The sequence below is a fragment of the Proteus columbae genome (assembly GCF_002777965.1).
In the GTDB taxonomy this organism is placed as follows: domain Bacteria; phylum Pseudomonadota; class Gammaproteobacteria; order Enterobacterales; family Enterobacteriaceae; genus Proteus; species Proteus columbae.
Genome location: NZ_NGVR01000026.1, coordinates 103,880 through 116,057 on the forward strand (window position 1 = coordinate 103,880; position 12,178 = coordinate 116,057).

14 protein-coding genes are annotated in these 12,178 nt (G+C 40.2%); 9 read left to right on the forward strand and 5 right to left on the reverse strand.

Going from position 1 to position 12,178, the window contains the following annotated elements; translation table 11 throughout:
• Nucleotides 1-16: 16 nt before the first annotated feature.
• Entirely contained in the window at nucleotides 17-487 is a 471-nt protein-coding gene (gene argR / locus CBE70_RS13890; protein ID WP_006535714.1) for a transcriptional regulator ArgR, read from the reverse strand.
• A gap of 447 nt (nucleotides 488-934) precedes the next feature.
• On the opposite strand from argR, the gene mdh reads away from it, so the two are divergent.
• On the forward strand, nucleotides 935-1,873 hold the full coding sequence (gene mdh, locus CBE70_RS13895; RefSeq protein ID WP_036914697.1) for a malate dehydrogenase: 939 nt from the start codon (nucleotides 935-937) through the stop codon (nucleotides 1,871-1,873).
• Between the two features lie 102 nt (nucleotides 1,874-1,975).
• Here the strand turns inward: mdh and CBE70_RS13900 are convergent, their stop codons facing one another.
• The gene (locus CBE70_RS13900; RefSeq protein ID WP_075672811.1) at nucleotides 1,976-2,242 is read right to left on the reverse strand and encodes a helix-turn-helix domain-containing protein; all 267 of its coding nucleotides are present in this window, start codon (nucleotides 2,240-2,242) and stop codon (nucleotides 1,976-1,978) included.
• A gap of 186 nt (nucleotides 2,243-2,428) precedes the next feature.
• On the opposite strand from CBE70_RS13900, the gene CBE70_RS13905 reads away from it, so the two are divergent.
• Nucleotides 2,429-2,779, forward strand: a complete 351-nt coding sequence (locus CBE70_RS13905; protein ID WP_023583584.1) for a DNA-binding protein — start codon at nucleotides 2,429-2,431, stop codon at nucleotides 2,777-2,779.
• A gap of 82 nt (nucleotides 2,780-2,861) precedes the next feature.
• Complete coding sequence (locus CBE70_RS13910; protein ID WP_100159796.1) at nucleotides 2,862-3,278, forward strand: DNA-binding protein; 417 nt, start codon at nucleotides 2,862-2,864, stop codon at nucleotides 3,276-3,278.
• A gap of 46 nt (nucleotides 3,279-3,324) precedes the next feature.
• Here CBE70_RS13910 and ispB read toward each other — a convergent pair whose 3' ends face one another.
• The gene (ispB, locus tag CBE70_RS13915; RefSeq protein ID WP_100159797.1) at nucleotides 3,325-4,296 is read right to left on the reverse strand and encodes an octaprenyl diphosphate synthase; all 972 of its coding nucleotides are present in this window, start codon (nucleotides 4,294-4,296) and stop codon (nucleotides 3,325-3,327) included.
• A gap of 263 nt (nucleotides 4,297-4,559) precedes the next feature.
• Here ispB and rplU point away from each other — a divergent pair, with 263 nt between their 5' ends.
• The 3 genes from rplU to cgtA all read left to right on the forward strand — a co-directional run bounded on the left by rplU (nucleotide 4,560) and on the right by cgtA (nucleotide 6,448).
• Nucleotides 4,560-4,868, forward strand: coding sequence for a 50S ribosomal protein L21 (gene rplU / locus CBE70_RS13920; protein ID WP_006535707.1), 309 nt, complete (start codon nucleotides 4,560-4,562; stop codon nucleotides 4,866-4,868).
• A gap of 19 nt (nucleotides 4,869-4,887) precedes the next feature.
• On the forward strand, nucleotides 4,888-5,145 hold the full coding sequence (rpmA, locus tag CBE70_RS13925; protein WP_006535706.1) for a 50S ribosomal protein L27: 258 nt from the start codon (nucleotides 4,888-4,890) through the stop codon (nucleotides 5,143-5,145).
• A gap of 130 nt (nucleotides 5,146-5,275) precedes the next feature.
• Nucleotides 5,276-6,448 carry an Obg family GTPase CgtA gene (gene cgtA, locus CBE70_RS13930; RefSeq protein ID WP_100159798.1) on the forward strand — a complete coding sequence of 391 codons (1,173 nt, stop codon included), beginning with the start codon at nucleotides 5,276-5,278 and terminating at the stop codon, nucleotides 6,446-6,448.
• Nucleotides 6,449-6,535: 87 nt separating this feature from the next.
• Here cgtA and dacB read toward each other — a convergent pair whose 3' ends face one another.
• Entirely contained in the window at nucleotides 6,536-7,978 is a 1,443-nt protein-coding gene (dacB, locus tag CBE70_RS13935) for a serine-type D-Ala-D-Ala carboxypeptidase (RefSeq protein WP_100159799.1), read from the reverse strand.
• 409 nt (nucleotides 7,979-8,387) lie between these two features.
• On the opposite strand from dacB, the gene greA reads away from it, so the two are divergent.
• A complete protein-coding gene (gene greA, locus CBE70_RS13940) occupies nucleotides 8,388-8,864 on the forward strand; it encodes a transcription elongation factor GreA (RefSeq protein ID WP_023583579.1) in 477 nt (158 codons plus the stop codon).
• Nucleotides 8,865-8,985: 121 nt separating this feature from the next.
• On the opposite strand, the gene yhbY is transcribed toward greA, so the two are convergent.
• Nucleotides 8,986-9,279 carry a ribosome assembly RNA-binding protein YhbY gene (yhbY, locus tag CBE70_RS13945; RefSeq protein ID WP_036914752.1) on the reverse strand — a complete coding sequence of 98 codons (294 nt, stop codon included), beginning with the start codon at nucleotides 9,277-9,279 and terminating at the stop codon, nucleotides 8,986-8,988.
• Between the two features lie 145 nt (nucleotides 9,280-9,424).
• Here yhbY and rlmE point away from each other — a divergent pair, with 145 nt between their 5' ends.
• Nucleotides 9,425-10,054 (forward strand): 23S rRNA (uridine(2552)-2'-O)-methyltransferase RlmE, encoded by a 630-nt coding sequence (gene rlmE, locus CBE70_RS13950; protein WP_023583577.1) that lies wholly within the window; start codon nucleotides 9,425-9,427, stop codon nucleotides 10,052-10,054.
• A gap of 47 nt (nucleotides 10,055-10,101) precedes the next feature.
• The gene (ftsH, locus tag CBE70_RS13955; protein WP_100159800.1) at nucleotides 10,102-12,048 is read left to right on the forward strand and encodes an ATP-dependent zinc metalloprotease FtsH; all 1,947 of its coding nucleotides are present in this window, start codon (nucleotides 10,102-10,104) and stop codon (nucleotides 12,046-12,048) included.
• Nucleotides 12,049-12,178: the final 130 nt, after the last annotated feature.

Below are 12,178 nucleotides of genomic sequence, written 5' to 3' on the forward strand. Positions count from 1 at the left end.
GCTGTAGAAAAGCCAATTATAATTCCTGATCAAAAAGATTTAGAATAGCGTCTCGTAATTCTTCTGTAGAAAATCCTGGAGCCGGTGTTGAAAAAATAGTGTCATCACCCGCGATACTGCCAAGGATCCCTTCTGCTTTGCCTAATGAATCTAATAAACGTGCAATAAGTTGTGCCGCACCTGGGCTCGTTCTTATCACCACAACAGAATGGTTATGATCGATATCGAGTACCAGATTTTTTAATGGGCTGCTTGCTGTTGGTACGCCAAGCTCAGTAGGAAGGCAATACACCATTTCCATTTTGGCGTTACGGGTTCTTACTGCACCAAATTTTGTTAGCATACGAGAGATTTTGGACTGATTAATGTTATCAAATCCAGCCTCTTGTAATGCAGTCACAATCTCGCCTTGTGAACTGAATTTTTCTTCTTTCAGCAGGGCTTTAAACGCTTTAACCAAGTCTTCTTGCTTAGAAGGAACGCGCATAGTTCACCTTTAGTGAGTTATCAATAACCTGTGTATTATGCAGAGAAGTGAATTTTTATGCAACATAAGACGAAGAAAGACGAGTGATAGCCTGCTCAAAATTGTAAAGCAGAATGTACTGCAAAAATATTTTATTTACGGCGTGTGAATGTGATAACTTAAGGAAAGTAAAATATTTGTTAAATAAATGATAAGCTTAAAGGATTATCATAAGGATAATGGTGTACTTAACACTTTGCCATATTTATTGAAATTATTTATCAAAAGAGTGTCCACTATCTCATTAACAGATAAGCAATTTGTTTAGAATAACCAAAGTATTTTTTTTCACTGAAAATGCCTTATTATGCAATATTGCTGTTAAATAATTGTTTTTTAAAAGGCGAATTGCGTAATAGTGAGTATCTCGAAGGCGTTCCACTATCTCGTAAACTAAGGAGTATCAGAATGAAAGTAGCAGTTCTCGGTGCAGCAGGTGGTATTGGTCAGGCACTGGCACTTCTTCTTAAAAATCAGCTTCCAGCTGGTAGTGAACTCTCTTTATATGATATCGCTCCCGTTACACCGGGTGTCGCAGCTGACTTAAGCCATATCCCGACTCAAGTTACTGTAAAAGGTTTTGCGGGTGAAGATCCTTCTCCTGCGCTAAAAGGCGCGGATGTTGTCCTGATTTCTGCGGGTGTAGCTCGTAAACCAGGCATGGATCGTTCAGATCTTTTCAATGTTAACGCAGGTATCGTGCGTAACTTAATTGAAAAGGTTGCACAAAATTGCCCTAAAGCACTTATCGGTATCATTACTAACCCAGTGAATACAACCGTTGCTATCGCAGCAGAAGTGCTTAAGAAAGCAGGCGTTTACGATAAAAAACGTCTTTTCGGTATCACCACTCTGGACATCATTCGCGCCAATACCTTTGTTGCAGAACTAAAAGGTAAAGATCCACAAAAAACTAACGTTCCTGTGATTGGTGGGCACTCAGGTGTGACTATTCTTCCTCTATTATCCCAAGTTGACGGCGTTTCATTTACCGATGATGAAGTTGTAGCATTGACTAAACGTATTCAAAACGCGGGTACAGAGGTTGTTGAAGCAAAAGCGGGTGGCGGATCAGCAACATTATCTATGGGTCAAGCAGCCGCTCGTTTTGGTCTTTCATTAATTCGCGCCCTAAATGGCGAGAAAAATGTTATTGAATGTACCTATACTGAAGGCGACGGAGAATATGCCCGTTTCTTTGCACAACCTATTCTTTTAGGTAAAAACGGTGTAGAGGAATATTTATCTGTTGGTAAATTAAGTGATTTTGAAAAGCAATCTCTAAATGGTATGTTAGATGTATTGAAAAAAGATATAATTCTTGGTGAAGAATTTATTAATAAATAAAGAAATACTTTTTTTGCTATAAAAATAATGCAAATTTAAATAAAAACCGCTGGTACTATATCAGCGGTTTTTTTTATTAATTATAATGTATGTAATTATTAGTTAATTATTAGTTTTGGTACGAATCTTTCGTTCAAGTAATTCTCCTGTTTCAGGATGGAAATAACGGCTAGGCCAAATTTCACTAGGAGCGACACCAAGATAATCAGCAATGATTTTCTCTCCTTTAGGCCACGGGCGTGACAGTGCATTAGCGAGAGTTGAAGAGCTTAACCCTGCTTGGCGAGAGATGGCAGCAAGTGTTGTTCCTCGTTTTCTAAGTGCGGCAATAATATCGGCAGGATGCCAATCAGATTTCCTTGAAATCATTTTTAATCCTTTTTCTATAAAATTGATTGCTGTGTTAGTGGTATAAATAACAGTTTATTAGAAATGTCCTAAAGCATTTAAACTGATTATTTAGAAAATAAAATAACATTATTTTTCTAAAAAGATTTCTGATTTTTTTCTTAATAATTTCTTTTTTGAAGTTGATAACAATTTTAGAGAAACATAATGAAAAAAGAGTGGTATACGGCAAAGGAATTGACGGGTATAGGTGGATTACCTAAATCACCACAAGGTGTAAATTCAAAAGCGAGACGCGAGTCTTGGCAAAAACAGAATGTAAAAAATAAGCAAGGTAGTGGTGTTGAATATCATTATTCTTGTTTACCAGAAGAAACTTTAATTGCTCTAGAACTTTATGAGCCATTAGCACATTACAAACTAAATAAAAAAGAGGAGCCACTCGTTATCTGGGTGAAAGCATTCCAACAACTAAATGATGGTGAACAAAAAACATTAACAGAGCTGATATTGCGGGATGGTATTAGAAGTTTTTTAGAAAAAGTCGTCAATGATTAAGCGATTTTAAAGAATCTATTATTGCGTTATCCGCAACAGATATCTATCTGACTAACCTCTTAGTTGAATGTGAGATGAGATCATGAAAAAAGAATGGTATACAGCGAAAGAATTAATGGGGCTTGCGGGGTTACCTAACTCACCGCAGGGAGTGAACTTGATGGCACGTCGTGAAGGATGGGAAAATCGTCGTAAACGTGGCGTACAGGGAAAAGCTGTTGAGTATTCCGTAAAAAGTCTGCCTGATGAGGTAATCAGTGTACTCGCTGCACATGAACCTCCGGCTGAGTATTTATCAAAACGTCAGGATGCCTTTTTGATTTGGGTTGAGGCCTATTATCAACTGACTAAATCAGAACGAGAAAAGATTGTGAAATTCGTACTACGTGAAGGGCTGGCAAAGCTCATTAGCTATATTGATGCGGATAATCAAGATGCTATCGAACGAGAAAATGAAGAAGTGCTCAATAAACTAAAAAGCCCACCAGAATCGACATAGTCGCTCTAGAGGGCTTCTTTGCATAACTAATAGGGGTTTACCAAAGTTATGATTGACGTTGTACAGCGACGTGAGCAAGCCCAATAAGCGCATCTTTATACGGTGAGTCAGGTATAATTGATAAAGCTTCAATCGCTTTGTCCGCTTCTTCTTCTGCTTTTTGACGGGTATATTCCAAAGAGCCACACTGTTTCATAGTATTTAAAACAGTATCCAATAAATGGCGGCCATTACCTTGTTCAATGGCTTGGCGAATTAATTGGGATTCTTCTTCATTGCCGTTATGCATAGCATGAAGTAATGGCAACGTTGGTTTACCTTCATCAAGATCATCACCCGTGTTTTTACCCAACTGGCTGTTATCTGCATCATAATCAAGCAAATCGTCAATGAGCTGGAAAGCAGTCCCAAGATAACGACCATAATCTTGGAATGCTTTTTCTTGCTCAGGCGTTGCACCTGAAAGGATCGCTGATGCATGAGAAGCTGCTTCAAAGAGACGAGCTGTTTTGCTGTAGATAACTTGCATATAGTCATCTTCAGAAATATCAGGATCGTTACAATTCATTAACTGTAAAACTTCACCTTCAGCGATCACATTGGTGGCGCTAGACATTAATTTTAATACACGCATCGAATCAAGATCCGTCATCATTTGAAAGGATCGTGTATAAATAAAGTCGCCAACAAGTACACTGGCAGCATTTCCAAAGACAGCATTTGCCGTTTGTTTTCCTCTGCGCATATCAGATTCATCAACAACATCATCATGTAACAACGTTGCAGTATGAATAAATTCGATAAGCGCTGCGACCGAGATATGTTTGTCACCTTGATAGTCCAATGCTCGTCCAGTGAGCACTGCGATCATTGGTCGGATCCTTTTACCACCACCACTAATGATGTAGTAACCAAGTTGGTTTATCAAAGAAACATCTGAATTAAGCTGGTAAAGGATTGCCTCATTTACCGCAGTCATATCAGCGGATGTTAGTTTTATAATAGATTCTAAATTCATGTTTTTTCGACTTTGGCTCGCCAATGAGCGCGTTATTATTAATAAAAAATGATCATGCCATAGATTTTACTCTCTTATAATTTAGATTGTACTTTAAAAATGGCTGAAATAAATATCGTGTAAAAAACTCTTTTTTTTAACGCTAGTTTGCGATCTGTACTTGTCATCGGCACTAAATTTGCGTAGAATTCGCGCCCTATGTGAATATTTTAATTGTGCACTCAAATTATACATATTGGGAGTGTGCGGAAAGCGGAGTTTATATGTACGCGGTTTTCCAAAGTGGTGGTAAACAACACCGAGTCAGCGAAGGTCAAACTATTCGTTTAGAGAAGCTGGAAGTAGCTACTGGCGAAACAATCGAGTTTGATACTGTAATGATGGTCGCTAATGGCGATGACATTCAAATTGGCGCTCCAATCCTTGCGGGCGTTAAAGTTAAAGCGGAAGTGGTTGCTCACGGTCGCGGCGATAAAGTTAAGATTGTTAAGTTCCGTCGTCGTAAACATAGCCGTAAACAACAGGGCCACCGTCAGTGGTTTACTGATGTTAAAATCACTGGTATCGCTTAAGGTTTAGGAGAGTAGTTCAATGGCACATAAAAAGGCTGGCGGCTCGACTCGTAACGGTCGTGATTCCGAAGCAAAACGTCTGGGTGTTAAACGTTTCGGTGGTGAAGCTGTATTAGCAGGTAGCATCATCGTTCGTCAACGTGGTACTAAGTTCCATGCAGGTACTAACGTTGGTTGTGGTCGTGACCACACCCTGTTTGCATTAGCTGACGGAAAAATTAAGTTCGAAGTTAAAGGTCCAAACAACCGTAAATTTATCAGCATCGAAGCTGAATAATTACTGGTCCTTTAAGCACCGAGTCAAAAGCCCTGCAAATCTGTTGCGGGGCTTTTTATATTTAAAAAAGGCCATCTCTGGGTAATTTCGGCCATCCAGCACGTTAATGGCTACTATACGGAGTAAAATCATGAAATTTGTTGATGAGGCCAAGATCCTAATCGTCGCGGGCGATGGTGGTAACGGCTGTGTAAGCTTTCGTCGCGAAAAATATATCCCTAACGGGGGACCAGACGGTGGTGATGGTGGTGATGGTGGTGATGTCTACATGATTGCAGACGAAAACCTTAACACCTTAATTGATTACCGTTTTACAAAATCTTATCGTGCAGAACGTGGTGAAAATGGTCACAGTCGTGATTGCACCGGTAAGCGTGGTCAAGATATTACTATCAGTGTTCCTGTCGGAACGCGTGTCCGTGATTTAGCAACAAATGAAGTGATTGCTGACTTGACTGCTCACGGTCAAAAGCAAATGGTTGCTAAAGGCGGCTTCCACGGTTTAGGTAATACTCGTTTTAAATCATCGGTTAACCGTGCTCCACGTCAACGTACAATGGGAACACCGGGTGAATCTCGCGAAGTTCTATTAGAGCTAATGTTATTAGCTGATGTGGGTATGCTTGGTATGCCAAATGCGGGTAAATCTACATTTATTCGTGCAGTATCAGCAGCAAAACCTAAAGTTGCTGATTATCCATTTACAACATTAGTACCAAGCCTTGGTGTGGTGCGTATGGATAATCACCAAAGCTTTGTGGTTGCAGATATTCCTGGATTAATCGAAGGCGCTGCTGATGGTGCAGGTCTTGGGATCCAATTCTTAAAACACTTAGAGCGCTGCCGCGTGTTATTACACTTGATCGATATTGATCCTATTGATGGATCAGATCCTGTGGAAAATGCACAAATTATTATCTCTGAACTAGAGAAATACAGCGAAAAATTAGCACAAAAACCACGTTGGTTAGTGTTCAATAAAGTTGATCTTCTTGATGCTGAAGAAGCAAAAGAGAAGGCTAAAGCAATTGTTGAAGCGCTAGGTTGGGATGAAAACTATTACATGATAGCGGCCATCAACCAAGAAGGTGTGAAAAAACTTTGCTGGAATATCATGGAATTCCTGAATGTTACTCCGCGTGAGCAAGATATTGTTGCAACAAAAGCAGAGCCAGGAAAAGTTGACTTTATGTGGGATGATTACCACAAAGAACAGCTTGAAAACCCTGATTTCGAAGAAGATGATGACGATGATTGGGATGAAGACGACGACGAAGGTATTGAATTTATCTACCAACGCTAATCATTATTCTGATTGTGATTAAAATAAAAAACGCCTGATTAATCAGGCGTTTTTCATATCTATTGCTTATCTTTATCTAGTATAAATCTAGCGGTTGTTATACATATCTTTATACAGATTAGTTTCAAAACGCACTAAATAAGCGCGCCCAGCGTTGCGATTCTGTGTAGGCGGTGAATACGCTGAAACGTATTGTACAAACGCAACTTTCTGCCCATTTGCCGTGGTCATAAAGCCTGCAAGATTGTAAACCCCTTTTAATGACCCCGTTTTGGCAGAAACTTTGCCATCAACACCCGCTTCATGAAAACCGCCGCGATATTGTAATGTACCGTCATGCCCTGCAAGAGGAAGCATAGTGATAAAGTTTAATTCACTTTCATGTTGCCCAATATATTGAAGGACTTGCATCATGGTTGCAGGTGAAATGAGGTTATGGCGAGAAAGACCTGAACCATCAACCATTACGGTATTTCCTAAATCAATTCCGGCTTTTTGTTTTAAAATTGCGCGAGTGGCTTCTGCGCCAGAGCGCCAAGTACCTGCAACGCCATAATACTCACGACCAATGGTTCTAAATACTGTGTCTGCAATCATATTATCAGACTCTTTTAGCATGGTAGTCAGTAAGCTATGTAACGGTTTTGATTGTGTCTGCGCCAGTACAGTAACAGGCGCTTTTAGTTGAGAACGACGTTTGATATATCCATCAAGTTCAATATTAGCGCGTTGTAACTCTTCTTTTAAAATTGTACCAGCCCAATGAGCACCATCTTGAATAGAAAACATTAAAGGTACTGCATCGTCACGTTTAGGAATACAACCTGTGATTACATAGGTATTTAAGTCACGAACAGTGACATCTAATTCACAAAAACGGGTACGAGTTGATCCTTTCTCATAAGTTTCAACTTCACTTAAAACAGTTACAGGATAAAAAGCAGCTTTACGGATTGTGGCAATATCGCCTTCTTTGTTGCCACTTTGCAGTAAAACGGAAAAGCAGTTTTTATCAACAATTGCGGCACTAGGTGGGGCACTAAAGCATTGAGTCAGATCATTCCAAACCCAACCGGGTGCTTTGTCGTGGCTTGAAAAAGCAGAAGTATCAATCAGCAAATCACCATGTACTTTTGTAACACCCGATTGCTTTAATATGGCAACCATTGCTCTTAATTGCTGGCGGGTTAATGTAGGATCGCCTGTAAAACGGAAGATCAAATCACCATTAAGTTGATTGTCTTTTATCTTACCTTCTGTTTCCATTGTTGTGGTGAATTGATAATTTCCACCTAGTTGAAGTAATGCGGCAAGTGCAGTCACTACTTTCTGAGTACTTGCAGGAAGTGCTAGTTGATCGGCATGATAGTTAAGATTAGGGGAAGTAGCGCCAACGGGTTGAGTGATTAAACCCACTTGTGTTCCTTCAGGAAGAAGGGATGTATAGTTTTCAACAGGTATTGCTTGGGTTGAAAAACTGATGATACTTAATGTGTATAGTATCCTTCGAAATGTTGATAGTAAGCGCATAATTTCTCTATCTGTGACTATAGCGTGTAACGTTATAGTATTGATTGCCAGAGGCTAATACTAAAGGGCAATGAGGGCAAAAGTAAACGGTAACAAGCAGGATTAGCTCATTATCGGAAAAAGTCTGTTTATCTCTTTATAAAGAGAGATAAGGCGTGAAGCAATGCGTCTGTTGTGTTAGATTTAGTTTTAAGTATGGGAGGTTTAGTTTACATCCCAATAGCATGAGTTGGGAATATAATCGCGTCCCCTCATTCACCGAATATACGTAGAGACAGGCCCAATTTAAGGTTGCCTGTGTCTTTTTTTGTCTTGAGAAGAGTAAATAGATCCTTTTCTCTGTGTTGTTAGTATAAAAAATCAGGATGATACCTATTTTTTATTAGGAATAGTATTGAGGTATTAACACATGAATCAGATCCCTATGACAGTTCTAGGTGCAGAAAAATTACGCGAAGAGCTGGAATATTTAAAAGGTATTCGTCGTCCCGAGATCATTGCAGCTATTGCTGAAGCTCGTGAACATGGAGACTTAAAAGAAAACGCGGAATATCATGCTGCAAGAGAGCAACAAGGTTTCTGTGAAGGCCGTATACAAGAAATTGAAGCAAAATTATCAAATGCTCAAGTCATTGATATTACAAAGATGAATAACAATGGCCGTATTATTTTTGGTTCAACAGTGACACTGTTAAATGTTGAAACAGAAGAAGAGCAAACCTACCGCATTGTTGGTGATGATGAAGCGAACATTAAAGAAAACTTAATTTCTGTTAACTCACCGATTGCGCGTGGATTAATTGGTAAAGAGTTAGATGATGTCGTTGTTATCACTACACCGGGCGGACAAGTCGAGTATGAAGTTTTAAACGTAGAATACATTTAATTTATAATTTTACGTTTCTATAGAAAACTAGACTGCCATCCTGTGGTAATATAAAAAAGGCCTTAAAAGGCCTTTTTTGCCATAGAGTTAGTTATGGCATTTTTATATAAAGATACAAGTTTTATTTCGGTAAAATAATCTTGCGTGCTTCTGAAGGACGATAAAGAACAAGAATTTTTCCGATAACTTGTACATTCTGTGCACCGCTTTCGCGTACAATCGCTGCCACGATCAAGTTTTTAACATCTCGATCTTCGCCTGCGATTTTGACTTTGATAAGCTCATGGTGTGCCAGAGCGAGTTCAATTTCTGCAAGAACGCCTTCAGTCAACCCGTTGTTACCAATCATAACGACTGGATTCAGGTGATGAGCGAGCCCTTTCAGGTGTTGAATTTGTTTTTTGTTAAGAGTCATCATTAATTTTTGCTTTGTTGGGATTGAAAACTCGCTATTCTAACGCCATCTCTCATTTATCACCATAAAATGTCGTTAATACGGGGTTAAATGAGTGAAAGAGTAAAAATATTGATAGCTAAGTGTATGATAGTTGGAAAACGCAATGGCCAATAAGAAACGTTCGGCAAGCTCTAGCCGCTGGTTACAAGAACATTTTAGTGATAAATATGTTCAGCAAGCACAAAAAAAAGGGTTTCGCTCTCGTGCTTGGTTTAAGCTGGAAGAAATTCAGCAAAGTGACAATATTTTTAAACCAGGTATGACCGTTGTCGATTTAGGGGCAGCCCCAGGAGGGTGGTCTCAATATGTTGTACAGCAGTTAGGAAGCAAAGGTCGAATTATCGCATGTGACCTTTTACCTATGGATCCTATAGTCGGAGTCGATTTCCTTCAAGGCGATTTTCGTGATGAACTTGTGTTGAAGGCATTGCTTGATAGAGTAGGTGAAAACAAAGTCCAGGTTGTCATGTCTGACATGGCTCCAAACATGAGCGGTACACCCGCGGTCGATATCCCTCGATCCATGTATTTAGTAGAGTTAGCGCTTGATATGTGTCGTGATGTACTGGCTCCCGGGGGAAGTTTTATTGTCAAAGTGTTTCAGGGAGAGGGCTTTGATGAATACCTGGGGCAAATACGCTCCCTGTTTACGAAAGTGAAAGTTCGTAAACCAGACGCTTCGCGGTCTCGTTCTCGTGAGGTATATATTGTAGCCACAGGGCGTAAACTTTAGTACCCTAAAGCTATTTGTTAACACAGTTGTAATATGAGGTTAATCCCTTGAGTGACATGGCGAAAAACCTGATCCTCTGGCTAGTTATTGCAGTCGTTTTGATGTCATTATTCCAGAGCTTCGGACCCAGCGATTCGAATAGTCGTAAGGTGGATTACTCTACCTTTATCAATGAGTTAACTAATAACCAATTACGCGAGGTCAGCATAAGTGGTTATGATATTAATGTAACTAAAACAGATAACTCAAAGTACAGCACGTATATGCCTATGCGTGATGACAACCTGCTGACCACTTTAATGAACCGTAATGTAAAAGTAACGGGTGAACCACTTGAAGGCCAAAGTCTTCTGACTCAAATTTTTGTGTCTTGGTTCCCAATGCTATTACTGATTGGTCTTTGGATTTTCTTTATGCGCCAAATGCAAGGTGGTGGCGGTAAAGGTGCGATGTCTTTTGGTAAAAGTAAGGCGCGCATGTTGACAGAAGACCAAATCAAAACAACCTTTGCTGATGTAGCGGGTTGTGATGAAGCGAAAGAAGAAGTAAGCGAATTAGTTGAGTATTTACGTGATCCGGGTCGTTTCCAGAAATTAGGGGGTAAAATCCCTAAAGGTATTCTGATGGTAGGGCCTCCAGGTACAGGTAAAACGTTATTAGCAAAAGCCATCGCAGGTGAAGCTAAAGTCCCATTCTTTACCATTTCAGGTTCCGATTTCGTTGAAATGTTCGTGGGTGTGGGTGCTTCTCGTGTTCGTGATATGTTTGAACAAGCGAAAAAAGCAGCACCTTGTATCATCTTTATCGATGAAATCGATGCGGTTGGTCGTCAACGTGGTGCAGGTTTAGGTGGTGGTCATGACGAACGTGAACAAACACTGAACCAAATGCTAGTTGAAATGGATGGTTTCGAAGGTAATGAAGGAATTATTGTTATCGCGGCAACTAACCGTCCAGACGTGTTAGACCCAGCATTACTTCGTCCAGGCCGTTTTGACCGCCAAGTGGTTGTTGGTTTACCTGATGTGCGTGGACGTGAGCAAATTCTTAAAGTCCATATGCGTCGTGTGCCGTTATCACCAGATGTTGATCCAGCAATTTTAGCGCGTGGTACTCCAGGTTTCTCTGGTGCTGACTTAGCTAACTTAGTTAACGAAGCTGCTTTATTTGCTGCTCGTGGTAATAAACGTGTTGTCTCAATGGTCGAGTTTGAGAAAGCGAAAGATAAGATAATGATGGGCGCAGAGCGCCGTTCAATGGTGATGACTGAAGAACAAAAAGCATCAACCGCTTATCATGAAGCTGGTCACGCAATTATTGGCCGTTTAGTCCCTGAACATGATCCAGTGCATAAAGTGACGATTATTCCTCGCGGACGTGCATTAGGTGTGACTTTCTTCTTACCTGAAGGCGACCAAATTAGTGCGAGCCGTCAGAAGTTAGAGAGCCAAATTTCAACACTTTACGGTGGCCGTTTAGCTGAAGAAATTATCTATGGTGTAGAGCATGTTTCTACGGGTGCTTCTAATGACATCAAAGTTGCAACTAATATTGCACGTAACATGGTGACACAGTGGGGCTTCTCCGAAAAATTAGGGCCATTGCTGTACGCAGAAGAAGAAGGTGAAGTGTTCTTAGGTCGTTCTGTTGCTAAAGCACAGCATATGTCTGATGAAACCGCTCGTACAATTGACGAAGAAATTAAAGCTATCGTTGATCGTAACTATGTTCGTGCTCGTCAGATCTTAATGGACAACCTTGATATTCTGCACTCAATGAAAGATGCACTGATGACTTATGAAACTATCGATGCGCCTCAAATTGATGATTTAATGAATCGTCGTGATGTTCGTCCACCTGCGGGTTGGGAAGGCAATAATGGCAATAGTGGTACAACGACTACTGCCCAGCCAGCACAAACGCATGTAGCGAGTGAGCCAAAAGACAAGCCTGAGTCAGAAAGTGATACACCTTCTGATAACAATACTCACTAATCCTTATCGGGTTACGCATATTGAGTAAGCTATAAATACAAACCCCAGGCTTTGAACTGCACCCCAAAAGTTGGACACCAACTTTGGGGTGTTTTTCTATGGCTAAATATTCTCTTGATTTTAAACTCAA

Coding starts and splice junctions, on each gene's coding strand:
- argR (WP_006535714.1), bottom strand. CDS start 487: ATGCGCGTTCCTTCTAAGCAAGAAGACTTGGTTAAAGCGTTTAAAGCC.
- mdh (WP_036914697.1), top strand. CDS start 935: ATGAAAGTAGCAGTTCTCGGTGCAGCAGGTGGTATTGGTCAGGCACTG.
- CBE70_RS13900 (WP_075672811.1), bottom strand. CDS start 2,242: ATGATTTCAAGGAAATCTGATTGGCATCCTGCCGATATTATTGCCGCA.
- CBE70_RS13905 (WP_023583584.1), top strand. CDS start 2,429: ATGAAAAAAGAGTGGTATACGGCAAAGGAATTGACGGGTATAGGTGGA.
- CBE70_RS13910 (WP_100159796.1), top strand. CDS start 2,862: ATGAAAAAAGAATGGTATACAGCGAAAGAATTAATGGGGCTTGCGGGG.
- ispB (WP_100159797.1), bottom strand. CDS start 4,296: ATGAATTTAGAATCTATTATAAAACTAACATCCGCTGATATGACTGCG.
- rplU (WP_006535707.1), top strand. CDS start 4,560: ATGTACGCGGTTTTCCAAAGTGGTGGTAAACAACACCGAGTCAGCGAA.
- rpmA (WP_006535706.1), top strand. CDS start 4,888: ATGGCACATAAAAAGGCTGGCGGCTCGACTCGTAACGGTCGTGATTCC.
- cgtA (WP_100159798.1), top strand. CDS start 5,276: ATGAAATTTGTTGATGAGGCCAAGATCCTAATCGTCGCGGGCGATGGT.
- dacB (WP_100159799.1), bottom strand. CDS start 7,978: ATGCGCTTACTATCAACATTTCGAAGGATACTATACACATTAAGTATC.
- greA (WP_023583579.1), top strand. CDS start 8,388: ATGAATCAGATCCCTATGACAGTTCTAGGTGCAGAAAAATTACGCGAA.
- yhbY (WP_036914752.1), bottom strand. CDS start 9,279: ATGACTCTTAACAAAAAACAAATTCAACACCTGAAAGGGCTCGCTCAT.
- rlmE (WP_023583577.1), top strand. CDS start 9,425: ATGGCCAATAAGAAACGTTCGGCAAGCTCTAGCCGCTGGTTACAAGAA.